Source organism: Paraburkholderia sp. RAU2J, from assembly GCF_003634845.1.
Taxonomy (GTDB): Bacteria; Pseudomonadota; Gammaproteobacteria; order Burkholderiales; family Burkholderiaceae; genus Paraburkholderia; species Paraburkholderia fynbosensis.
Genome location: NZ_RBXG01000003.1, coordinates 122,396 through 145,667, shown reverse-complemented (window position 1 = coordinate 145,667; position 23,272 = coordinate 122,396). Strand labels below are relative to the sequence as shown.

Below are 23,272 nucleotides of genomic sequence, written 5' to 3'. Positions count from 1 at the left end.
GGCTTACATTCTCTCGACGACGCGTTCGCCGAACAGCCCGGTCGGCTTGATCACGAGCACGCCGATCAGCACGCCGAAGACGAACACGTCGGTCCACTGCGACGACACATAGCCGGCGCCGAAGGCCTCGAGCAGGCCGATCAATATGCCGCCCGCCATCGCGCCCGGAATGTTGCCGATGCCGCCGAGCACCGCGGCGGTGAATGCGCGCAGGCCCAGCACGAAGCCCATGAAGAAATTGATCTGCGTGTAATAAAGCCCCTCCATGACGCCCGCCACGGCGGCGAGCACGGAGCCCAGCAGGAAGGTCAGCTGGATCAGGCGCTCGACGTCGATGCCCATCAGGCGCGCGGCGTCCTGATCGATCGCCAGCGCGCGCATCGCGGTGCCCAGGAAAGTATGGTGAACGAAGAAATACAGTGCCAGCATCAGCGCGAGGCTCGCGACGATAATACCGATCTGCGCGAAGGTGATCTGCACGCCATGGAATTCGAATCCCGCCTGGCTCAGCACGTGCGGATAGGTGCGAAAGCCCGCGCCGTAGATCAGCAGCACGCCATTTTGCAGCGCCAGCGACACGCCTAGCGCGGTGATCAGAATCGACAGCCGTGGCGCGCGCAGCAACGGCTGATACGCGAGCCGCTCGATCAGGAGGCCGAGCGCGCCGGTGACCGTCATCGCGGCGACCAGCGCGATCAACAGCGCCAGCGCAAGCGGCAGATGCGCGGACGCCAGCACCATCAGGCCGGTCCAGCCGATGAACGCGCCGACCATGAACAGGTCGCCATGAGCGAAGTTGATCAGCCGGATGATGCCGTAGACCATCGTGTAGCCGAGGGCGACGAGGGCATAGAACGAGCCGGTCGTCAGCCCTTCGATGACGAACTGGAAGAAGTCGCTCATGACGGGGCGGCGCGCGCAATGACGCCTACTTCATCGCTACCCAATGTCCGTTCGCATCCTGCCGCTGATAGGGCTCGAAGTTGTCGTTGTGCACGATGATGGTGATGTATACCGCTTTACTGCGGTCCCCCTTCGCATTGAAGGCGATGGTTCCGGTCGCGCCCGGGTAGTTCGAGATCTTGTGCAGAGCAGCGGTGATCGCGGCAGGCTGAGTCGATTTTGCATCCGCGATGGCTTTCGCCGTGACTCCGACAGCATCGTATTCATAGACCGAGTACGGTCCCGGCCCTTGCCCGTAGGCTTTCGTATAGTCGTCGACGTACGCGTGCGCGCCGCTCAGAAACTGCGCAAGCGGTGCGGTCGTGATGATCATGCCGTCGGCCGCGGGGCCGGCCGTCTTCATCAGCGTGGGATCGTTGGTGGCGTCGCCGCCCATGAAGGTCATTTTTAGGCCCAGTTGTCGCGCCTCCTTGACCATCAGACCGGCTTCGGAGAAATAGCCGGTGTAGTAGATCACGTCAGGTTTCAGCGAGCCGACCCGCGTCAGCGTCGGTGAGTAGTCCATCTGGCCGGGCGTGATCGAGTTGGCGTAGACGACATCGACGCCGTCCTTCTTCAGGGCTTGCACGGTGTTCTGCGCGAGACCTTTGGAATAGGTCGTGTTGTCGTCGATCACCGCCACGCGTTTCGCGTGCAGCACGTCTTTCATGAAGCTTGCCGCGAAAGGGCCCTGCTGATCGTCACGGCCGATCGTGCGAAACACGTTGTCGTACCCCATCTCGGTCAGTTGCGGATTGGTCGACGCATCCAGCACGTAGGGAATCCCGGCGCGATGAAAGGTGTTCGATTCCGGCAGCGCCGCGCTCGAGCAATAGCCGCCCGCTACGGCGACAACGCCCGCATCGACGAGTTTCTGTGCCGCCTGCACCGCGGTCTGCGCATCACAGGCGTCGTCCTCGGGCACCAGTTCGATCTGCTTGCCGAGTACGCCTCCGGCCGCGTTGATTCTGGCGGCGGCGAGCTTCGCGCCGTTGACGATGTCGGTGCCGGCATTGGCACTGCTGCCCGACAGCGGAACGGGCACGCCGATCTTGATGGCGGCCCCCTGACTTAGCGCCGAACCCGGAACGATGCCGGCAAGCACGGCCAGCGCCGCCGTCACGGCCGCGACGGTCGTTTGCCGCAAGCCCCGTTGTGCACTGGGCCAGCCAATCTTCTGAGCAATCATGTTGGTGACTCCTTATTGTGAAAGGGATCGGACGATCCGCCACACGGACATGCCCGGTGACATCAGAAAACGGACGGAAATGAGCGATTGCGCGTGCTGGCTTCACCGGCGCGCTGGCACTAAAAGCGCTCCTTTCATGATAGGAGCCGGTGTGCGTGGGGACGTATAGGGTATTTGCGTATAAATCGTTACGCCAAGGCGCCGGCAATCCTCTACCTTTAAAAAGACAGTGACGGCAGGTACTCGCGAGCCCGAACGCGACATGACAGGATGACGCTGAAATGAGTGCGATTGAACAGCAGAACGACGCGTACACGAGGCTCGAATTCACACTGGACGACGGCATCTGCCGGCGTGCCGCGATCGGCCTCGTGGTGCTCGCCACCGATCATACGATTGAGCATGAGTGGCGGGGTTTGCTGACGCAGGACGGCGTGGCGTTCTACGAAAGCCGCGTGTACAACTCGGCGGACATTACGCCCGAACGGTTGGCGGAAATGGAGGACCGCATTGCACCGGCGGTCGCGCTGATCCGCCCGGGCGAGCGCATCGATGTGGTGGCGTTTGGCTGCACGTCCGCGTCGATGGTAATCGGCGAGGACAAGGTGTTCGCGCGAATTCGCGAAGCGCGTCCCGATGCCGCGAGCACGACGCCGATCACCGCTGCGCTAGCGGCGCTTCGCGCACTAGGCGTTGAGCGCACGGCCCTGCTGACCCCCTATGTACGGTCGATCAACGATTACATGCGCGACTACATCGAGTCGCGTGGCCACGCGATTACGCGCATGGCGTCGTTCGAGCATGTCAACGATAACGAAGTGGCGCGGATCGATGCGGCGTCGCTGCGAACTGGCGTCGAGCGACTTGCGCGGAACGATGACGTGGATGCGATTTTCGTATCGTGCACGAGCTTGCGCATTGCCGGATTGATTCCGCAACTCGAGGCGGCGATCGGCAAGCCGGTCATATCGAGCAATTACGCAATGGCCTGGCACGCGTTGCGGCTCGCCGGCGTCGGGGATCGCGAGCCTCATCTAGGGCGGCTGTTTGCCCTGTGACGAAATTTCACCCGTTTCACTTCCGGGCGTCGGAACGGCCGGCGCGGAGCGCCTCGAGCAACGGCCGGAGGGCATCCAGTTCCGTGCCGAAGCCGCTCCAGTCTCCGGCCTTCAGCCGCTCGATCGCGCGGTCATAGTGGGCAAGCGCCTCGCGGGCGCGCGCGTTCGGCGCGTTCGTCGTGGCCCCGGCTGGCGATGCGGCTTGCGCGGTCTGCTTGAAAAGCGCCGCCAGCGCATCGCCCAAGCTGTCCTCCATCACCACGCGGTCACCATAGGCGGCGATTACCCGCTTCAGTTCCGGCAACTGACCGGACGCCGCGCGCAAATAGAGCGGAGAGACGTAGAGCAGCGAATTCTCGATCGGCACGACCACGAGATGACCGCGAATGACGCGTGAGCCCATCTGGTTCCATAGCGAGATCTGCTGCGATATCTCGGTGTTCTGCTGAATGCGCGCTTCGATCTGAAACGGCCCATAGACCAGCTTGTCCTTCGGAAACGTATAGACGATGAGCTTGCCGTACCCAGATGGATCGCAACGCGCCGCGAGCCACGCGATCATGTTCTCCCGTTGGCTCGGCACCATCGGCAGCATGAGGATGAACTCGGCGCGTGCGTCGCCGGGCAGTCGCATGATCGTGTAGTACGGCGGCATCGTGCTGGCGGTGTTCTCGCCATCCATACCGGCCAGCTCCCGGGGAAACTGCCACAGATCCTCGCGGTTGTAGAAGACCTCCGGCGCATCCATGTGATAGGCGCGGAAGAGTTGCGCCTGGATCAGGAACAGATCTTCGGGGTAGCGGACATGCTGTCGAAGCTCCGGCGGCATCGCGGCCAAAGGCTTGAACAAAGCCGGGAAGATGCGCTCGTAGGTCCGCACGAGCGGATCGGCGGGATCGCTGAGGTAGAAATCGACGGTGCCGTTGTATGCGTCGACCACCACCTTGACTGCATTGCGGATGTAATTCGCGCCGTCGCCGTCGCCGTCGCCGAAACCAGACCGGGAGTAAGGAAACCACTGGCTGACGGTATAGGCGTCCTGGATCCAGAACAGACGCCCCGCGCTTGCGACGAGATAGGGGTCATGGTCGAGGGTCAGGAACGGCGCGATCCTACGCACGCGCTCCTGAATGTTGCGGTGAAGCAGGATGCGGCTCCGGTCGGTGAGATAGCCGCTCAGCAGGATGTTGGGATCTCCGAGCTGCCAGGCGAACAGACTGCGTCGCACCGCACCGCCGATGGCGACGCCGTCGCGCCCGCTGTACGTGGTGTAGGCATTGTCCGCGCCTTTCGGATAGTCGAATTCGGCGACGTTGCCCTTCACGATCACATAGTTCTGCCGGCCTTCGCCGAAATAAAGACGCGGTTCGCGAATGACCGGACCGCCATTGGCGACCGGCGGAATGTCCCGCAGATAGAAGAAGGGCAAGCCTTCGGTGGATTTCTCGGTGACCGGCGACATCACGACGCCGATACCGTGGGTGAAGATAAGGTGCAGGTTCACCCAGGTCTGGGCGTTGGGCGGCAGCATCGCCGGCTCCAGTTCGCGCGCCGACAGCATCACCTGCCGATACCCGGCATCGAGCGGGTAGCGGTCGATGTCCACCGAGAAAAATTTGTAGTAAGTCCTGATCTCCTGCAACTGCGCGTAGGTATCCATCAGCGGTTGCACATCCCATAACCGGATGTTGTCGATCGTCGCACGATTGGCCTGCAGCGAGTCGAGCGTCAATCCCGGCTCGGCGTCGAACGGCTTGACTGCGATCTGTGCGAGGTTGTAAGCCTGTCGCGTCAGCGCGATGTTGTGCGCGATATAGGGTGCTTCCAGTTTCAGTTCGCTCGGTTTGACATAGAAACGCTGAAATAGCGGCGGATAGATCGCGCCGAATACCAACGCACAGCCGGATACGAGCAGCGCGACGGCGGCAGGCAGCCGGTAGCTGCGCCGGCGCATGTTGAGCCAAAGGGCGACGGATGACGCCGCGGCGAGCCCGACAAGCATCCACAGGATCGGCACCTGAACATGCACATCGGTATAGCTGGCGCCGACTACGACGCCGTTGTTGCCATAGAGCAGCAAAAAGCGGTCGAGCCACCATGACCAGGCCATTACCGCAAAGAACAAGCCAAGCAGTGCCGAACCATGCGTGATCGCGGCGGCCGAGAGCGTCCGTGGCGGCCGCTCCAGCGCGATATCGCCGCGCAACCCGTAGACAGCAACTGTCACGATCGCGCTGCAGAAGACCAGCCACAGCAGCCAGTTCTTGAGCGCGACATACACGGGCAGCGAGAAGAGATAAAAGCCGATGTCCCTGCCAAAGATCGGATCGCGCTCGCCGACAGGCACCTGGTAAAGGAAGCGAAGCGCGATGTCCCACCTCGCGATCACGCTGGCCGCGATGACCATCCCAAAGATGATTGCGGCGCAGGCAATACTGGCGCGCCAGGGAATGCGCGACGCGACCAGTTCGGCCAGATCGTCGGTGACTTCCGTCGCACCCGACCGACCGGGTGCTGCCGGCTGCAAGATATCGACGCGCTGCGCGTAACGATGCGCGAGGATTCCCGAGAGCCATATCGTGCCAGCCGAGACCGCGAACACGGCGGCCAACAGCAGCCCTTTCGCGCAGAGGATGGTCCAGAAAACGCCACCGTAGCCGATCGACGAGAACCACAGCCAGTCGACGAGGATGCCGGTGATGCGTCCGACGACAATCAAGCCGGCGATGATCGCCGTTGCCGTGATTGCGTAACGCCTCAGACGCACGCCGGACTTCACTCCCGAGTGCATAGGCCCTCCTGTGCTGACGGGGCAGTCCAGCGTGCTCAACGCCGTGGTTCTGTTTTCACAGACCGCGCAGCTGTTGCGTTCTCAGTAATTGCGCGTCGCCGCTGGTCCAACGGCAGTCAAATCGTCTAGCAGGTCGGCCGCTTCGTCGCATGGCACTCGCAATCTGATTGGCTTCATCGCCGTTCTCGCGGATCGTCAACATCTTCGGATGAAGAACATCATAGTCGACGCGCCCGACAAGTCACACGCGTTGCAACCGGGATTGGCTGTACCTACGTCGATGAGCCCTTCGTGCCCGCAGCCCACTGAGCATAGGCATCCATTTCCCACATATTGGGGAAACTCCCTGGCGCGTGGAAATGATAGTCCGACTTAACAAAGTTAGAATGGTTGCTCTAAGGCCCGGCTATTTGCCGTATCCGTTCCGACCAACCTGATGCAACCGCCCGACCAGTTCCGCGCCGCACCTGGCGTCCCGCCGATCCAGCCGATCCAGCCGTGGCCGGCGCTGGTTACCCGTTCTTCGTTCCCGCCGGGAGGTAAACGACATGTTGAGCCCGCACGAAGTGGCCACGTTGTTACTAGTGAAGGATGCGCCCGAACGGATCGATTCGGACCGGGTGGAGCTTGGCGCGCTCCGCGAACTGCAGTTGATCGCGAACGAGCCAGCTGGGTCGGGCTTGCGGTTTCCTCGCGTGACGCCGCGGGGTGACGCCGTATTGCGTGCGTTTGGGCGGTTACGCTGACCGGCGCAGATCGCTCGCGCCTCTCAGTGCACGAGGCCGAAGAACGCAATCGCGCCTTCGGCTGGCGTCAGTCCCGCCTGGAAATAGCCTTCGAGCCGATCAGCAATCGCCGCGTCGAGCGCGAAGGGTGGGTAGATGTAGCCGACCTTGAACGCATGGTCGTACCAGTCGCTGATCCAGGCGCGCAGTTCGATCATATATTGCGGCAGTGTGTTTGAAGCGTCATCGAGCATGGGCGTCTCCCTCGGCTTGCTGAACGGTCAGGCCGCTTTGCGGCTTATCCCCATCGCCGGACGGCGCTGGCCCGGCGGAAACACGTGCCACGTGCCGTCGGCATGGCGAAAAAAGAAAAGTGAAAACGTCCCGGTCGGCCGGTCGATCTGAATGCACACGCGGCAGATGCCGCCCGAGCGGGTGCGCTCCAGCAGGCGCACGCGCGCCGCTTGGCCACGCGTCGAGCCAATCAGTTTTTCGACCTGAGAACGCAGCGATCTGTCGCCCGCCATGACTTTCCCCGCGATGCACGATGAATCGATGCTATGGCGATCGGTGTGCGCGACCAATCGGCTTCGGCGGAATGTCATATCAGGAAGCGCTGATTTCGGCCGTCAGGATTTCCTGAACCGCGAGCAGCATGAAGAATGGCATACAAGGGTTTTCACCCATCGGGGCCTTCGTTGCGTGAATGGCGTTAAGGATTTCCTGACGCGCGAATCAGAATGTCACACCCTGGTTTTCCAGCTTGCGCTGAGTGCGACAGACATTCTGCTGGCAGATGATGGGTGGTCGAAACGCCATTCATACCGATGCAATATGATCGCCTATCTGTCGGAGCGGGAGAACATCGTCGAGCAAGTCAACGCAATCTGTCTGCGGCTGTTCGATACCTGGTGCGAGACGCGCAGCGTGACACCGCTTGCGTATCTGATGCACTGCTGGCCGTTGGTCGACAGCACCCCCGACGCGCTCAGGCGCCTGGGCGAAACGATGCACGATTTGCGGCGCTATCACGCGGATCAAATGGACGAGCGGGGCTTCCAGACGCTCTGCGAAATGGCGGATCTGCTCGACGAGCTGATCGGGCATCCGGCGCGCGCGGTCCGGCTGGTGGCGGTGGGCGAGGCGCCGCAATAGCGAACGGGCAACGCAGGCAAAACCGCAGAAAGGCATGCAGGCAGCGCGCAACGGCTGTGAGGCCGCGGTAGACCGGGCTTTGGCATCGAGTGCAGAATAGGACATCCACAACGGCGGCGCTCGCGGGGAGATATGGCTCTCGACAGGTTCGACGCATGGTGGAGCGGGCTTCGGTACGTGCGGCGCAGCGCGGTGCTGCGGCTGCTTGCGACGGTGCTCGTGTTTAGCTACGCGATCACGCAGGTGCTGATGGAACGTCAGTCGAAGGCGATCGCGCAACGGCTTGTGCGGTACCTCGAAAGGAACACCGCGTCATGAGCGATCTCGCCGCTCCAGTTGCGCATAGGGGAACGATCCTGATCGTCGACGATACGCCGGCAAATGTCGGCGTGGTCGTCGACAGTCTCGAGGCACGCGGCATTCGTGTGCTGGTGGCGCTCGACGGTATCGAAGCGTTGGAGCGCGCGGCCTTCTCGCAGCCCGATGTGATCCTGCTCGACGTGAAGATGCCGGGCATCGATGGTTTCGAGACCTGTCGGCGCCTGAAGCGCGATGAGCGCACGCGCGATATCGCCGTCATATTCATGACTTCGCTAACGGCCAACGAAGATCGGGTCGAAGGCTTTTCGGCGGGCGGCGTCGATTATGTGACCAAGCCGTTGCGCGTCGACGAGATGCTGGCCCGCGTTGGCGTACATCTCGAACTGCGCGTGATGCACAAGCAGGTTCTCGCGCAAAACCGGCGACTGCTCGCGGAAGTGGCCGTGCGCAAGGAAACGGAGGCTGCGCTCTCGCAAGCGCGCGACGATCTCGAACGGCGTGTCGCGTTGCGCACCGAAGAACTGGAGCGCGCCAACGCGAATCTGCAGGCGCAGATCGACGAGCGGCGGCGCGCGGACGCGCGCCTGAAGGCAAGCGAGGCACGCTTTCGCGCGATCGTCGAATCAAGTCCGGTGTCGCTCTGCATCACGTCGATGCCGGAGGGGCGCATCCTGTACACGAACGAGCCGCTGCGTGAACTGTTCCGCATGAGCGAAGGCATGTCGGCCAATATCGCGGACTTCTACGCCGATCGAGACGAGCGCGAACATCTGATCCAACATCTGAAGACGGAAGGTAGCCTGCGCAATTCGGAGGTGCAGTTCCGGCGCGCCGACGGCACACAGTTCTGGGCGATGGCGACGGCGCGCGTGGCGACCTACGACGACGCCCCGGCGATTTACGTCGGCCTGAACGACATCACGGGGCGCAAGCACACAGAACAGGAACTCGTCGAGTCCCGCGAGCAGCTACGCGAGCTGTCCGCGTACATGGAAGCGATCCGTGAAGAGGAGAGAAAGCGGATTGCGATGGAGATTCACGACGAGCTTGGCCAGTTGCTGACTGCGCTCAAGATGGACGTGTCGCTGCTCAAGATGCGGATCGCGGACGACCCGGAAGCAACGAAAAAAGCCGACGACATGCGCGAACTGGTCGAGGCCACGATCTCGATGGTGCGCAATGTCGCGAGCCACTTGCGACCGGCTGCGCTCAACTTCGGTATCGTGTCGGCGCTGGAATGGCTCGTCGATGACTTCAACCGGCGCAATGCCATTGCCTGCGAGTTGCGCATCGAAGGCGGTGAGCCCGTGCTGTCGGACCCACATGCGACAGCCGTGTTCCGCATCGTGCAGGCGTCGCTGACGAACGTCGCGCGCCACGCGGATGCGACGCGCGTGGAGGTGATGCTGATTTCGACGGCGGCGAGGCTCGAACTGCATGTGCGCGACGACGGATGCGGCTTCGATCTGCAGACCGCGCGCCGCGACTATTCATACGGGCTGCTCGGCATGACCGAGCGGGCGCGAATGATCGGCGGATCGCTTTCGATCGACAGCGATCCGGGTGCGGGCACCACGGTTTCGATTGAAGTTCCGCTCGATGGCGGACCTCGAACATGATCAGAATACTCATTGCAGACGATCATGCGATCGTGCGTGGCGGACTCAGGCAGATCATCGCAACCACGAGCGATATCGTCGTTGCGGCCGAAGCGGCGCAAGGCTCGGAAGTGGTCGACAAGCTGCGCTCATGCGCCGTCGATCTGCTGCTGCTCGACATGACGATGCCCGGCATCAGTGGCGTCGACCTGATCCGGCGTGTGCGCGCCGAGCAGCCTTCGCTACCCGTGCTGGTGCTGAGCATTCACGACGAGGCCCAGGTCGCCTCGCGCGCTTTGCGCGCGGGTGCAACCGGCTATCTGACCAAGGACAGCGACCCGGAACTGCTGCTCGCTGCGATCCGCAAGCTCATGGACGGCGGCCGCTTCATCGATCCGAAGCTCGTCGATGCGATGGTCTTCGAAACGCAGCGCGGCGACGTGCCGCCGCATGAAGTGCTGTCGGACCGCGAATTCCAGGTGCTGCAGATGCTAGCGGCGGGCAAGACCATCAACGAAATCGCCGACGCATGCGCGCTCAGCGCCAAAACGATCAGTACACACAAGATGCGACTGATGCAGAAACTCGGGCTTTCAAACAATGCCGAGGTGATCCGCTACGCGATCCGGCACGGGTTGGTCATCGAGTAGAAGCCCGCTTGCCCGGTGCGATGCAGCACGATCATCGAGTTTGCCTAGTTTCCAGATATTGCTCGACGAAGCTGAGGACTGCCTTGGACCGGTAACCCTTCGCCAGCCGGCACAGGTGGTCCGCGAAAGGACGATAGCGCTCGTCAAGCTCGGTCACGTGCGTGGCGTACTGCATGATGGCACGCATGTCGCCGAGCCGCGCCAGGTGGTGCAACGCTTCGATCTCCGGCGGCGGCGGTGCGATCAAGGTCCCGGTGAAAGGGGCAGCAGCGGTAACAGCCGTTTGGCCCGGGCCTGCATCCGTAGCTTCGTCGCTCCACTCGACATTCAGCAAAGCCGCGACCTGCGTCAGTAACCCACTGAAGTCGATCGGTTTGGGGAGAAAGGCATTCGCTCCTGCGGCCAGACTTTGCGCCGCATCGGTCCCCGAGGCGCCTGCGGAAACCGCGATGATCGGCAACTCCCGGAACTCGGGCATCTGGCGCAGGCGACGCGTGGCCTCGAGCCCGTCCATCCCGGGCATGATGACATCCATCAAGACGAGCGCAGGATGGAGGGCTCTGGCTTTCTCCAGCGCTTCTGATCCATTTGCGGCCTCCGCGATGATGAATCCGAGCGGCCCAAGCATATCCACCATCAACGCACGGTTCTCCGCCACGTCGTCCACGACCAGGACAGTCTTGCGCGGCCCCTCGTAGCCGCTGACGAGCCGTTCGGACGCGGCCACACCCGCCGGAGGCGCCACCACCTTGACGTTCAGTTCGAACGAGAAGAGGCTGCCAGCGTCGCGCCGGCTCTCGACACGAATCTCGCCTCCCATCAGGCGCACGAGTTGGCGGCTGATGGGCAGGCCGAGCCCCGTGCCGCCCAATCGGTGGCGGGCGTCGCTCACTTGCTCGAAAGGCCTGAAAATCGCGTCCAGGCGCGCTTCGTCTATGCCGATGCCGGTGTCCTGCACTTCGAAACGCAGTCGCGCGGACGGCGTGAACCCGACGCTAAGACGCACGCTCCCGTGGTCGGTAAATCTGATTGCATTGGAGAGCAGGTTGAGCAGCACCTGGCGCAGCCGTAGTTCGTCCACCAGCACAGCCGCGGGCACGTCGGGCGCCATCTCGCAAACGAAGGCCAGGCCCTTTTCCGTTGCCTTCACCCGAATCGTCTCGGCGATGAAGTAGACGAACCGTTCGAGCGGAACGTCGGAGAGATTGAGTTCCATTCTGCCGGCCTCGATTTTGGCCATATCGAGGATGTCGTCAATGAGCGTAAGCAAATGTTCGCCGCTGCGCTGGATGACTGTGAGCCCGTCGATCTGTCGTTGATCGAGGCTCTTGTCGCGTCTGAGGATTTGCGCGTAACCGAGAATCCCGTTGAGCGGCGTGCGCAGTTCGTGGCTCATGTGCGCGAGAAAGTCACTTTTGGCCTGGTTGGCCGCATCCGCATGGTCCTTCGCAACGGCCAGTTCCGCCGTTCGTTCGCGGATCATGTCTTCCAGGTGCTCGCGATAGCGCCGCAATTCCTCTTCGGCACGCTTGTGCTCGGTGATGTCGCGCGATATCCCGAGCAGGAACTGCGGCTCGCCGCGCACATCGAGGATCGGAATCTTCATCGTGTGCACGAAGCGCAGCCCGTAACGCGTATGGACCGGCTCCTCTGGCACGTCGATCATCTGTCGCGACTCCAGCACGGCATGATCCTTCAGCGCGAAGAATTCAGCCTCGCCCGCGGGAAACAGGTCGTGAACTGACCGGCCGATGAGTTCTTCCCGCCGGTAGCCGAGCAGTTGCTCTGCAGCCTTGTTCAGGCGCACGAAGTGCTGCGTCGACGCCTCTTTGACGAAGACCACGTCCGGCATGTTTTCGATGATGTTGTTCAGGAAGTTCTCGCTCTCCCTGACCGCCTCTTCGGCGTGTTGGCGTTCGACGATCTCGGCCGCCTGGCCCGCGAGCGCCGCTCTGAGTTCGGCCGTGCGCTGCGCGACACGCGCCTCGAGTCCGGCGTTGAGCTCCTTCAGTGCATCCTCGGCCTGACGGCGCTGGCGCCGGTCTTCGAGGAACTGCTCGACCGCGCGCGCCATGTCGGCAATCTCGTCGCCGCCTTGCACGGGGACACCTGCTTGCATATTCCCGGCATCGCCGTGCCGCAGGAAGTGGCTGACCCGGCGCAGCCGCCTCACGACATGGCGCCCCAGGAATTCGCGGGCGATCAGCCAGGCGAACAGCAGGCTCACCACGACTCCGCCGCCTACCCATGTGCGGATGCGATCGGCCTGATCGGCTAGATGCTGGACTGCTTCGCGGTAGTCGCGCGTCAAATACTCCGACTGCTCGTGAGCCGCGACAGCGAGGCCGTCGGCCGCGCGGCGCAGATCGTCGTCGAGGCTGGCCAACGACACGCCTGACCGTTGCGCGGACGCCGGCGCAACTTGCTCACCGAGCGCGGTCTCACGCACCTGCGCCTCGATGTTGACGATGTTGCGAAAGCGCTGGCTCGAGCGATATAGCGCCAGCGCGTCGACACCTCGCCCGTCACTTGCGGTCGCGGAGGCGAGGCGGTCCACCAGGCTGTCGAAGGATGCCAGCTGTTCAAGCACATGCCGATGCGTCTCACGCACGGCCTCAACCGTGTCGTCACGAGACAACTGCAACGCGAGGCGTTCGATCGTCAGCGTATGCTGCGCCAGATCCTGCGCATCCGCGAGGCGGGCGAGCCGCTCGTCGGCCAGCTGGCGGATCGAGTGGGCCGACCCGGCCAACGAGTATATGGTCGTGGCACCGACCATGACCACCAATGCGGCGAGGCAGGAAACCACGAGCGCGAACTGCGCGGTGAGGGACTGTGGGAGCGGGAGTTTCACGGGCGGTGCCAGATCCGACGGTAGATGTCGCGATAGCCGTTGTTAGGGTCGTAGAGTAGACGATCGCCGCCGTCCGCGGCGATGTTGTCCGCGGTCACGAGATGCACGGGGCTCACGTAACCCGTGACGCCTTCCCCGGCGAAGAGCCGGTTCATTTCGTCGACCAGCTGCCACCCGTGCAGATTCAGGGGGTCGGCCACGGTGCCCGTCTGGAACGTGCCCGTGCGGATGCGCAGGAAGGCGGACTCGCTACCGTCGCCGGCCGACAGCATGATCATTGCAGCGTTTGACATTCCCGCCTGGGTTAGCACCGGGACGGCATAGTCAAAGTAGATGTCGTTGATCGCCAGCGCACAGGTCCAGCGCGAGCCGTAGTGCGCGAGCAGGGCGCGTGTCGCGCCCGGCATGAGTTGCTGGCTGTGCGAAATCGCCACGTCGCGCACTTCGAGCAGGGTGCAGCCGCTGCACGCGCGCACGACGGCAGCCATCGTATCGGCCTTCTCCTGTGCAATCCGGAAACTGTTATCGGTGAAGATGACGACGCCCGCATGCCCGCCCGACTGCACGATGGCCGCCAGCGCGGTCACCCGCGCGACCTGGAGCGGATCCGTGGACACGTTCATCGCGACGGGTGTACCTGGCACGGGTCCAGGCCGAGTCGCGACATGCCAGCCGACGATCGGAATGCTTCGCTCCGCAAACGGCCGCAGCCCCGGCAGCAGGGCGTGTGCGTCACCGCCCGCGATAATCAGACCGTCGGGGCGGCTTGCCAGCGCATTCGCAAGCATCTTCAGCCGCAGGTCGGCCGCGCCGCCGGAGTCGAATATCTTCACGCTCCAGCCTACGACCTTGGCCGCCTCCAGCACACCGTCGACCACACCGAGGATGCCGCCGTTGCGCAAATCCTCGGCGACGACGGCGATGCGTTTCCCGGATTGCGCGCGGGGCCCGCTGCGCGGCCCGCTCCAGGGTGCGGCGGGTCGCGTGGCGGCGTCGACCACTCGCTTCGCCTGGGCAAGGAAGTCTTTCCCGCCGACGGGCGCTACGGGCGCGGGGGCGGGCAATAGATCCTGCATCGTGGCGACCGACAGCACACACCCGCATGCCAATGCCAGAAGGAAGCCCCTCATGCTGTTCCCCATGGGCTCCATCGAGGTCGATTGGTGGTTATAACCAAGCGCCGCTCACGGAGGTCGTTGTGACCAAGATATTACACCGCGGTGCCGGATTCTCATCGGTCACGCACCGGCGGTGAGCACCGAAGCGACGGCTTGGCAACGCAACGATAACCGGGCGACGGGCCACAGCGCGGTTTGTTATTTGAATGATATGAACGCCCCCACCCAGTCGGTCCGTGTGAGCGATCCACCGCTATGCGGAATTTCTACCGAATTGAGAAGTGGTTGATCATACTCATCTGCTCAACCGAACAGAGGGGATCTGTCACGGCACATACGATCGTGGGTGTGGACATCGCAAAGAATGTAATGCAGGTTCACTGGGTGGATCCCGAAAGCGGCGAAATCGTGAACCGGCCCGTCAAGCGAGCGGCGTTTCTCGAATACTTTGCCAATCGCAAACCCTGCAGAGAGGCCGAGTGCAGAGCTGCAGCCCATCCTATTCGTCAAGACCTCGAACATCTGGCGCAAACGGGGGCGTTCATGTAGACATAAAAGAAATTGGCGAATTTTCATTGGTATAACTAAGTAGCGTGCGGTATATAAAATCCACTTGCAGACCGGAGAAGCGTCGTGAGGATCTGCTTAGGTGGGTGAGCTGTAAGACCGCAGGTTAGCCTCGTTATTTCTGATGTTCGTCGGTGCGATGTACGGACTTCATTCGCAGGATCAGTCGATTACGGCATACGACACCGTTGCCCGCGATAGCGCGCCAACGGACGGGTAGTCACCAGCATACTGGTGACATTCAAGATGCAGGTTCAGGAGTGGAAGGACATTCCGCTGCGCGACAAGAACCCCGCGAAGCTCACGAGCGGATGGGCGGCTTTCGAGCAGCAGGAGCGTTCCGTCCACGAGCAGACCGCCATGCTGCTGGCGAAACTGGGCGACGGCAGGGAGCCGTAAGTTGGTGGAGCAGTTCGCCACTGCACATTCGATCATGGGTGCGGGTTACAGAAAGGGGCTTGAAGCCTTCAAGGCGGCAGGTTTCGATCCCTCCGTGGGGCGCAGTATGCGTGCCGGTGTTCTGCGTCGGACTGTCGCCAGTCGATGCTGGCGGACGTCGCTTGAGCGAGGCGCTTCAGGAAGCGGTGGGGCGCAGCGATCCCCACAGGCGGCGATCATCCCGCGCAGGAGTTCGATGGCATTGTCAGCGTCGGCGCGGGGGCGGCTTTTCATCTTGATGTGCTAAAAGCCGCATCGCTACAACGGAATGCATCTGGTGAAGCGCCAGGCGCAAATGCGAAGAGGCAATTGTCGCTGGATCTGAACGGGGCGGGGTGATTTCGAAGCCAACGACGGCCTGGTTGGCACAAGCAAGGGAGGTGTCTTAAGCGACAGCGGAAGCTTGCACGAACGACGGCATCGCAAGTCGGTCTGATGGAACTGCTGGACCGGCTTGAATTGGCACTCACGGAGATGCCTGCACGCACATCGATCTGCAAGGCGCTGTCGGATCTGAACCGACGGCTTGGTTCAGCCGGAGAGAACTCCGTTGCGCGGGGCAGCCGATCCACATCGTCGCGCCGTCGGCGTGCAGCTTTACCTGCAAGTATCCGGGGCGGGTGGTCGCTGCGTCGTAATCGAATCGCGCCCGGTAAGTGGCCGCGAGTTCTTCGGCGACTTCCTTTTTGCTGATGTTCACGGTCAGCGTGTTGCCGCCGCTACCACCAGAGGGATGGCGTACGAAAAAAACCGAATCTTGAGAACACCCGACTACGCGCGCACGGACGGCGGATCGAGTCGGAAATCATGCCGCGCGACAATACGCAGGGTAACCAGCCACCTGCACTTTTTGATATCCGCTGAACGCGCCGCGCCGAACGCCGATCAATCCTCGATCGGCTCACGGGAAAGCCCTGGAAAATCATGCTCGTCGAACACAACCTCGACAGTATCTACGAAGGCGATCCGCAATTGAGCAGAGGACCTTCTGGCAAACCTGCCTTAGGCGACGGCACGTGCGATTCGATCGCTCGCGCAAGGGTTGAAGACGGAACTGTTGCGCAGCTTCGGCACCGCTGTCCGCGCAGCAGGCGCTTCGCACCTCAAGGGCTTGCCGCGTTGGGAGGACGAGGCAGCGACGCCCGCGGCGACCCGCTCGTATCAGGCGGTCGAATTTGAGCGCGCTTATTGAGGCGCTTTACTCAGCGCTTTCCAAACGACTTTTGCGGCGGTCCGAAATGCGTCCAGATCAGGCGCGTTATCTCCAGCTCGACGGATAAAAACGACCAGGCCCTGCAAGTGCGAGACGAGCAAAGCACCTCGGAGCGCGCATTCCCCAGACGTCAGCGCCGGGTTTATTTTCGCAACAAGACCCGCAAAGATTTCCTGGAATTCTCCTGTGATTTCCGCCGTCAAGTCGCGCGCAAAATCCTCATGCTCGGCCAAACTCCACGATTCGAGGGCGAAGGCGCTCGTGCTGGTGCCAGGCCGCGTCAGAGCAGCAAACGCCTCGTCGATGATCGCGTCGAGGCGGGCTTCCGGCGATCGAAGCTTATCCCTGGCGAGCGTTCGATAAAGCTCAAGGTAGCGGTTGGCCATTGCTCTCATCGTGGCTCGCAACAGGTCTTCCCGGGTACCGAAATAGTGCTGCAAGGTGCTCAGGCGAATACCCGCATCGCTCGCCACACGGCGTTGGGTGAACCCTGCGTTACCTTCGGTAGCGAAAACGCTGATCGCGACCTCGAGGATCTCCGGCACGCGGGTTGTTCGGTTGCCTCGCCGCCTGGGCTCGCCTGGCGCGCTCGAGCCGAGCATTTCCGCCGATGTGATCGTCATTTCTTTCATCTGCGCCCAACTCCTCAGTGACGGGTTATCTCCGGATACTGTTGAAAAAGTCGCTGCGTGGCTTTGTCAGTTCCCCCGCGAAAAAATTGACCTCTCAGATCGGCCTACAAACCGCTCGCGCTCGCCGGTCAAGGGTAAGAAGACCCCTGAAAACCTCGCGAGAGAGACGGTCCGTGACTTTTTCAACAACATCCTCCGCAGGACAGTCCTTCCGGCCGCTGAAATGGTGCGTCCGACTCGGCTCGCGTCTGGCTCAAGAGATTCCTCAGTCAGTCTCTCCGGACCGATGGGAAGCAAAAGCAGCCGTCCCTCCTGTCATTCGACCTATGTATGGTAGGTCAATAAACCAATTAAGCACAGTTAACATACTGCAGAGCACCGCCTTAACGACCAAATGCTTGGTTATGACCCACCGAGCAGTCGATAAACCGTCGTACTTATTGGTATTTCTCCCCTCCTTACTGGTCTTGATTATTGGTCTAACGACCACTAGTATTTGGTCATAAGACCTATTTCAGCAGCTCTGGTTGCTGAATGCGTCGAGGCGGCTGCCGTAGTCAAGGAGAAGCTGACGTGTTGATGTCCTACCCCCTGCGCGAGTTGCAAACTGCGATCTGGGCGCCGTTCCTTCCCTGGCTGCAGGCCACCGCCAGCTTCCTTGCGGGTTCCGGCGACGCCGCTTCCGCGCTGCCCAGCAGTCAGCTCGCCGCCGGCTGCGAGCTGTTGGCGCGGCTCTGCAAGCGTTACCCGAAACCTGAATTGGGCCTGACCGACGCCGTCGTCGAGGGTCAGCAGGTCGCGGTGACTGAAACTGTCGTGCTGAACCAGCCGTTCTGCCGGCTGCTGCATTTCGAGCGCGCCACGCCCCACAGGCATCCCGTCGCGCTGGTCGTCGCGCCCCTGTCGGGCCATCACGCGACGCTGCTGCGTGACACCGTGGCGGCGATGCTGCAGGATTTCGACGTCTACATCACCGACTGGCGCGATGCCCGCACGGTTCCGCTCGCCGAGGGCGCCTTTCACCTGGACGACTATGTCGCGTATCTGCGCGAATTTCTGCGTTTCCTGGGGCCGGACGTTCATGTTGTATCGGTCTGCCAGTCGACCGTGCCGGTGCTCGCCGCTATTTCGCTGATGGCGACCCATGGCGGGACGACGCCCAGAAGCATGACGCTGATCGGCGGCCCGATCGACGCCCGTCGCGGCCCGACGACCGTCAACGAATTCGCCGTCGGCAAACCGCTCGACTGGTTCGCACGCGAACTGATCGATACCGTGCCGGGTAACTATCCCGGTGCCGGCCGCCAGGTGTATCCCGGCTCCCTGCAGCACGCGGCCTTCGTGGCGCTGAATCCCGAGCGCCACCTGGATTCGCACCTGCGCTACTACTGCGACGTGGCAGCCGGCAACAGCGAAGCGGCCGACGCGCATCGCCGCTTCTACGACGAGTACAACGCCGTGCTCGACATGGCGGCCGAATACTATCTGGAAACGGTTCGGGTGGTCTTTCAGGAGTTCTGCCTGGCGCGCGGCACCTGGCAGGTGCGCGGCGAACACGTCCGCCCGGGCGCCATCAAGGCCACTGCACTGATCACCGTCGAAGGTGACCGGGACGACATCTGCGGGCGGGGCCAGACCCACGCGGCTCACGATCTGTGCACGGGACTTCACGCCTCGCTCAAACACCGCCTGACGGCCCGCGGCTGCGGCCACTACGGAATTTTCTCGGGCAATGCCTGGCGCACCGGGATCTATCCGCAACTTCGCGACCTGATCTATCAGCACGAAGCGCGCGCCGGCGACGAATCCGCGGCCGACTTGCACACTGAATTCCTCGAGGACGTGGCGGCGTGACGGCGCACGGCAAGGGGCGCGGCCGATCAACGGCCATGGGGTTGAAGGAGCAGCAGATGAACACCGATCAGAAGTCCTTGCGATGGTTGATTGACAAATGGCTGGCGCCCACGCCGGCCATGCCGGTCCGCCTGACCCGATACGGTCGTGCAAACTCGAGCCAGAGACGCTGCGTGCGCGTGGAGTCGTTGCGAACGACCGGCTCGCTGGCCATTTTCTTCTTCCGGCACGATGACGGATCGTGGCGCGTGTTCCCGCCCGCATCCAGACGGCCAGTGATGCATGCCTACCCATGAACTGGATAGACAGACCTGGCACGTCAGCACGGGAAGTCTGGCCGGCCTGGTCGGCCGTGTGATAACGCGGCGGGCTCGCATTTTTAGTGCAAGCCGCGGTTTCGCGTTGCGGGTGTCTGGAATCGCCCGGCCTTAAATGTCGCCTGGTGCTCGCCATACTGTGCGGATGGCGAGCGAAGGAGATCCTGGTTCGGACGGGACTGCGATGAAACGGCGTGCGGGAGGTGTTGGAGTAGTGGGGCGCGGTGGGCGTCGTGAGGTCCTGGCTGTCGCATGGCGAGCTTGGGACCTGTCCAATGAGCAGGTATTCAAAGCGCACTGCGCTTATCACGCGTGGCACTGCATGTTTATCGTCCCGTCCCGGGGTGGGCACTTCGCTATGTTCCCAGGAGCTCATCGAGACTAGTAGAGATCGCGGACCGGATCCTGCTGGCAAGGCAATGCCGGCATCAGGTCGGACCGATTTCTGTTTGAGGAACCCGGTCTTGCTGGATGCTGGGAGGTCCGCGATGCGCGCTTACCGGCTTGCGGCGTGAGCGACGGGTCCGATAGTCGGGCGATCTGAGGAGAACGCAATGAACATCCTGGAACTGGCGGGGAATGCCGGAATGCTGGTGATACTTGATGGCAGGATCGTTTGCACGGACTACCGAAGCGTCCATGGAACCCTGGATGCGTTTCAGCGTTTTGTTCATGCGTTGGAGTCGGCATTGGCGAATGGTGAGGAATCCGATTGGTCTCGGTGTCGGGGAGGCCTGTGCGCGGAGTCGTCGTCATCTTGAAGACATGCTGCCGGAGTGCCACCAGGGGAGACCCTCACGCTGACCTGGAATGCGCTTCTGAGTACTGGCCGTGAAACCGGAGCGGGTGCAGGACATGCTGGTCCCGGACCGTGAGCAAGCTCGATTGAGTGGAGTAACTGATGAAGGTTTCCGCAATCTACACCTGGGTAACGGTGCTTACTGCAATCGCCGGGGGGCTCCCTTCGGGCTCGTCCTACGCCCACGCGCTCGATCCGCAACTCGACTGTAGATCGAACGCACACGCGTTCATCGCCCCGCTGCTAAAGAGCCAGTATATCGATCCGAATCCGATGCGCGTCGAAGCAAACTCGGTCAACGCCTTTCGACCCGCGCACGGCAGCAAGTTGACGGCATTTGGCTTTCCGGTCTACGCCGTCCTTGGGTATGAACACGACGATCCACTCTTCAAACGCGGAGATGGCCGGCCCGTCACGGACTCAGCCTATGGGGTGGTAGTAATCGGCCCCACCGAGTCAGTAGAAGCGCACGCGCGCCAGACCGGCAGCGGCGCTGTCATTCATCAGGTTGTCCCTCTCTTGCTCACGGCCATTTTCTGCAGCAGACCGTGACGCGCCCAGCGATGCCGTCATGCATGCAGTGGGATGGCGTTGTTCCATGAGTGTTTGCGTCGCAGTAGTGCAATCAATCGGCCTTTCGGCGTGGTCGACTTGACGTGGGCCGCATGAGTTATGCCGATAACGTATGGCATCCTCATTAATGTTCGCGGTTGGCGGCTTCGACAATTGTCCACCGCTGTCAGGCGGTGAGTCGCGCCTCAAGTTCGTTTCGATGGCACGATGCGTTCATCCGGTGTCTGGGTAATGCGAAGTGCTGACGGATCGGTCCGACCGCAACGCCTGCGTGCGCTGCGGGATGCGGAATCCTTTCATGCGTGTGATACAGGGATTTTGCTTTCTTCATCCAGACATCTTACCCGAGCGCCTTCTCAACCTGACAGCGCCGTCTCGGCCGCGCGCAGCCGGGCCGCTGACGCAGGAGCCGGTGACTGCTTCGCTTGTCGAAAATTCGAGGAATGCCGCGAAAGTGGCAGGGACGTACGGCCTGTCATCGAGCTAAAGCCAACACTCGCGTAATCGCAACGTGCAAGTAATATGGATTACAAATTACATGCCTGCCAAATGCCGCAGCCCCGCGCAGGAGTGACTCAACACTGCCGACGCGGCCGCGGCCACGCTAACCGGCAAGAATTGCATCGGCTAAGTTTTGCAACGAGATACGGCTGTTGTGAGAAGTAAAATATCCAAATAGCCTAGTTTCGCGATGCTTCTTTTTCACTCGTCCCCGTCGTTCACGCAGCTAATCTTGTAGCTAAATTTCAACTAAAGTTGTAACGCCCCGCGTGTCTTGCCACCACGTGTGCGCTTTTTCCTGCGTGTGCGCCTGAGGGTTCTGTCGCGGCAAACGCGTCTGCTATGGTGAGAGGTCCCAAGACGAACGATGTAACGAATGGTCAAGACACCCAACGCCGTTGTGAGCAAGGCGCTCAAACTGCTGCATTAGCCACTGGACGTAATGCTGACGTGCGTACGTTGGTACGTCGCCTACCCGTTGAGCCTTCGCCATCTGGAAGAGATGATGTCCGAGCGCGCTGTGTCTGTCGACCATTCGACGGTCCACCGCTGGGCCATCAAGTTGCTACCTGTGCTGGGAAAGGCGTTCGGACCGCGCAAAAAAAGGGTCGGCCGAAGTTGGCGGATGGACGAAACCTACATCAAGGTCAAGGGCGAATGGAGGTACTTGTATCGCGCCGTCGATAAAGCCGGTGAAACGGTCGACTTTTTGTTCCGTGCCAAGCGAGACAAGGCCGCTGCCCGGCGCTGCTTCGAAAAGGCGATCGCTGGAAACGGCATGCCGGAGACGGTGACGATCGACAAGAGCGGGGCGAATCTTGCCGGGCTCAATGCGATCAATACCGATCGCAAAACGCCGATCAAAATTCGTCAATCGAAGTATCTGAACAACGTGGTCGAGCAGGACCATCGAGCGATCAAACGCATCGTTCGACCAATGCAAGAATTCAAGAGCTTTCGCTGCGCCCGCATCATTTTAGGCGGCATCGAACTCATGCACATGATAGCGAAAGGGCAGATGAAGAGTGACGGTGGACGGCAACGTTCAGTCGCCGAGCAGTTCTACGATCTCGCGAAATAAGTAATCCTATTTGTTCCGTCCAAACTCCTCCTAATTTCCTTAATGCGACAAAACCAAAAAGGCGGGGCAGGGCTCAACCAGGGTTAAGCGCGGCTATGCGCTGCGCATATAAGGTTGCGCCAATCCAGACCATCTGGGAATGCGTGGAGCAATCGGGATACCGAACTTACCTGCCAGAACTTCGCACTTCGGTATGAGCCATCCATGTTGGTCACTACTCTAAGAGCATTGTTCGCGCAACTATGTGTGCTTTACAACATAGAAAAAAGCAGTCCCCTACATACCCTATATGTTGCTTCTTGCTCTTCCAATTGTGAGAGCATACTATTGATTCGCGGGGGCACCCAGACCGAAAACAACATAACTGAGAGATCATCATGTCCAAATTCATCGCCCCCTTGTTCGCATCGAATCCCGTAGCCGAGGAGCCGGTCAGTAAATGCGAGGAATGGCTTATCTTGAAACTCGCCGTCGAGAAATTGGGAAATCAGGAGCGGTTGGCCGAAATACGCGCCGCCGCACAGCAGGGCTATGGCCGAATCATCGAAATGCATGGCAACGGGTCGGTGCTGTATCTGACCCACGAGGGCCTTGAGACGTACTGCGGCCTTTGCCTGGACGCATTCAACGCCATTTGGCGCGCCATGCTGCGCCTGGAAGTTTGCGAACCCATCGCCGCCCCGTCCCGCGTCGCTGCGTCCGACTCACCGTTTGCCCGCTAACCATGCTGAGGAAAACGCCGAGCGAGCAACGCGCTTTGCGAGCTTTAGTTTTGTTACCTCAATCCGCATGGATGTCGGCATGTGTATTTCGTATGCCTAAGTGGTAAGCGTCTCAGTGCTCGGCGGAGTGCATCGATAGGCCTGATGGTTGAGATCGGCCTGCGCCGGCATGGC

The 23,272-nt window shown here is 61.5% G+C and carries 22 protein-coding genes and 1 pseudogene; 14 read left to right on the top strand and 9 right to left on the bottom strand.

The annotated features are described in order from the left end of the window. Positions 1-3: 3 nt before the first annotated feature. Together B0G69_RS32105 and B0G69_RS32100 are read right to left on the bottom strand one after the other, a co-directional pair. Entirely contained in the window at positions 4-903 is a 900-nt protein-coding gene (locus B0G69_RS32105; protein WP_121324094.1) for a branched-chain amino acid ABC transporter permease, read from the bottom strand. Positions 904-928: 25 nt separating this feature from the next. Further along, positions 929-2,131 carry a branched-chain amino acid ABC transporter substrate-binding protein gene (locus B0G69_RS32100; protein WP_121324092.1) on the bottom strand — a complete coding sequence of 401 codons (1,203 nt, stop codon included), beginning with the start codon at positions 2,129-2,131 and terminating at the stop codon, positions 929-931. Positions 2,132-2,412: 281 nt separating this feature from the next. Here B0G69_RS32100 and B0G69_RS32095 point away from each other — a divergent pair, with 281 nt between their 5' ends. Further along, positions 2,413-3,189, top strand: coding sequence for an aspartate/glutamate racemase family protein (locus B0G69_RS32095; RefSeq protein WP_121324091.1), 777 nt, complete (start codon positions 2,413-2,415; stop codon positions 3,187-3,189). 16 nt (positions 3,190-3,205) lie between these two features. Here B0G69_RS32095 and B0G69_RS32090 read toward each other — a convergent pair whose 3' ends face one another. Then, positions 3,206-5,980: a UPF0182 family protein gene (locus B0G69_RS32090; RefSeq protein ID WP_121324089.1), complete on the bottom strand. Its 2,775-nt coding sequence runs from the start codon at positions 5,978-5,980 to the stop codon at positions 3,206-3,208. 548 nt (positions 5,981-6,528) lie between these two features. Between B0G69_RS32090 and B0G69_RS42235 the strand changes: the two genes are divergently transcribed. Then, on the top strand, positions 6,529-6,726 hold the full coding sequence (locus tag B0G69_RS42235) for a hypothetical protein (RefSeq protein ID WP_121324087.1): 198 nt from the start codon (positions 6,529-6,531) through the stop codon (positions 6,724-6,726). A gap of 23 nt (positions 6,727-6,749) precedes the next feature. Here the strand turns inward: B0G69_RS42235 and B0G69_RS32080 are convergent, their stop codons facing one another. Both B0G69_RS32080 and B0G69_RS32075 read right to left on the bottom strand, forming a co-directional pair. Next, the gene (locus B0G69_RS32080) at positions 6,750-6,959 is read right to left on the bottom strand and encodes a hypothetical protein (RefSeq protein WP_121324085.1); all 210 of its coding nucleotides are present in this window, start codon (positions 6,957-6,959) and stop codon (positions 6,750-6,752) included. 27 nt (positions 6,960-6,986) lie between these two features. Next, positions 6,987-7,232 (bottom strand): hypothetical protein, encoded by a 246-nt coding sequence (locus tag B0G69_RS32075; RefSeq protein WP_121325058.1) that lies wholly within the window; start codon positions 7,230-7,232, stop codon positions 6,987-6,989. A 307-nt stretch (positions 7,233-7,539) separates the two neighbouring features. Between B0G69_RS32075 and B0G69_RS32070 the strand changes: the two genes are divergently transcribed. From B0G69_RS32070 to B0G69_RS32055, 4 genes are all read left to right on the top strand, one after another. After that, entirely contained in the window at positions 7,540-7,860 is a 321-nt protein-coding gene (locus B0G69_RS32070; RefSeq protein ID WP_121324083.1) for a hypothetical protein, read from the top strand. A gap of 132 nt (positions 7,861-7,992) precedes the next feature. Then, positions 7,993-8,178: a hypothetical protein gene (locus tag B0G69_RS32065; RefSeq protein ID WP_121324081.1), complete on the top strand. Its 186-nt coding sequence runs from the start codon at positions 7,993-7,995 to the stop codon at positions 8,176-8,178. Continuing rightward, complete coding sequence (locus B0G69_RS32060; protein ID WP_121324079.1) at positions 8,175-9,800, top strand: response regulator; 1,626 nt, start codon at positions 8,175-8,177, stop codon at positions 9,798-9,800. Before B0G69_RS32065 ends, B0G69_RS32060 begins: the two co-directional genes overlap by 4 nt. After that, positions 9,797-10,429, top strand: a complete 633-nt coding sequence (locus tag B0G69_RS32055; RefSeq protein ID WP_027194259.1) for a response regulator transcription factor — start codon at positions 9,797-9,799, stop codon at positions 10,427-10,429. The genes B0G69_RS32060 and B0G69_RS32055 overlap by 4 nt, the downstream gene beginning before the upstream one ends. A 31-nt stretch (positions 10,430-10,460) precedes the next feature. Here the strand turns inward: B0G69_RS32055 and B0G69_RS32050 are convergent, their stop codons facing one another. Both B0G69_RS32050 and B0G69_RS32045 read right to left on the bottom strand, forming a co-directional pair. Continuing rightward, positions 10,461-13,283, bottom strand: coding sequence for an ATP-binding protein (locus B0G69_RS32050; RefSeq protein WP_121324078.1), 2,823 nt, complete (start codon positions 13,281-13,283; stop codon positions 10,461-10,463). Then, the gene (locus B0G69_RS32045; protein ID WP_121325057.1) at positions 13,280-14,413 is read right to left on the bottom strand and encodes a substrate-binding domain-containing protein; all 1,134 of its coding nucleotides are present in this window, start codon (positions 14,411-14,413) and stop codon (positions 13,280-13,282) included. The genes B0G69_RS32050 and B0G69_RS32045 overlap by 4 nt, the downstream gene beginning before the upstream one ends. A gap of 336 nt (positions 14,414-14,749) precedes the next feature. Between B0G69_RS32045 and B0G69_RS32040 the strand changes: the two genes are divergently transcribed. The 3 genes and pseudogenes from B0G69_RS32040 to B0G69_RS41180 all read left to right on the top strand — a co-directional run. Further along, complete coding sequence (locus tag B0G69_RS32040; protein ID WP_147440800.1) at positions 14,750-14,950, top strand: hypothetical protein; 201 nt, start codon at positions 14,750-14,752, stop codon at positions 14,948-14,950. Between the two features lie 252 nt (positions 14,951-15,202). After that, a complete protein-coding gene (locus B0G69_RS41185) occupies positions 15,203-15,367 on the top strand; it encodes a hypothetical protein (protein WP_158609017.1) in 165 nt (54 codons plus the stop codon). A gap of 1,030 nt (positions 15,368-16,397) precedes the next feature. After that, positions 16,398-16,586: pseudogene (locus B0G69_RS41180) on the top strand (hypothetical protein); the annotation flags it as partial. Positions 16,587-16,591: 5 nt separating this feature from the next. On the opposite strand, the gene B0G69_RS32030 reads toward B0G69_RS41180, so the two are convergent. Next, complete coding sequence (locus tag B0G69_RS32030) at positions 16,592-17,251, bottom strand: TetR family transcriptional regulator (protein ID WP_121324073.1); 660 nt, start codon at positions 17,249-17,251, stop codon at positions 16,592-16,594. A 579-nt stretch (positions 17,252-17,830) separates the two neighbouring features. On the opposite strand from B0G69_RS32030, the gene phaZ reads away from it, so the two are divergent. Together phaZ and B0G69_RS32020 are read left to right on the top strand one after the other, a co-directional pair. Next, positions 17,831-19,105 (top strand): polyhydroxyalkanoate depolymerase, encoded by a 1,275-nt coding sequence (gene phaZ / locus B0G69_RS32025; RefSeq protein WP_121325056.1) that lies wholly within the window; start codon positions 17,831-17,833, stop codon positions 19,103-19,105. Between the two features lie 56 nt (positions 19,106-19,161). Beyond that, positions 19,162-19,401, top strand: coding sequence for a hypothetical protein (locus B0G69_RS32020; protein WP_121325055.1), 240 nt, complete (start codon positions 19,162-19,164; stop codon positions 19,399-19,401). A gap of 449 nt (positions 19,402-19,850) precedes the next feature. Here B0G69_RS32020 and B0G69_RS41175 read toward each other — a convergent pair whose 3' ends face one another. Then, a complete protein-coding gene (locus B0G69_RS41175; protein WP_158609015.1) occupies positions 19,851-20,096 on the bottom strand; it encodes a hypothetical protein in 246 nt (81 codons plus the stop codon). A 227-nt stretch (positions 20,097-20,323) separates the two neighbouring features. On the opposite strand from B0G69_RS41175, the gene B0G69_RS32010 reads away from it, so the two are divergent. The 3 genes from B0G69_RS32010 (at position 20,324) to B0G69_RS31995 (ending at position 23,098) form a co-directional block, all read left to right on the top strand. Then, on the top strand, positions 20,324-20,773 hold the full coding sequence (locus tag B0G69_RS32010) for a hypothetical protein (RefSeq protein WP_121324069.1): 450 nt from the start codon (positions 20,324-20,326) through the stop codon (positions 20,771-20,773). 964 nt (positions 20,774-21,737) lie between these two features. Further along, positions 21,738-22,376 carry an IS6 family transposase gene (locus B0G69_RS32000; RefSeq protein WP_241991580.1) on the top strand — a complete coding sequence of 213 codons (639 nt, stop codon included), beginning with the start codon at positions 21,738-21,740 and terminating at the stop codon, positions 22,374-22,376. Positions 22,377-22,753: 377 nt separating this feature from the next. Further along, positions 22,754-23,098: a hypothetical protein gene (locus tag B0G69_RS31995; RefSeq protein WP_121324068.1), complete on the top strand. Its 345-nt coding sequence runs from the start codon at positions 22,754-22,756 to the stop codon at positions 23,096-23,098. Positions 23,099-23,272: the final 174 nt, after the last annotated feature.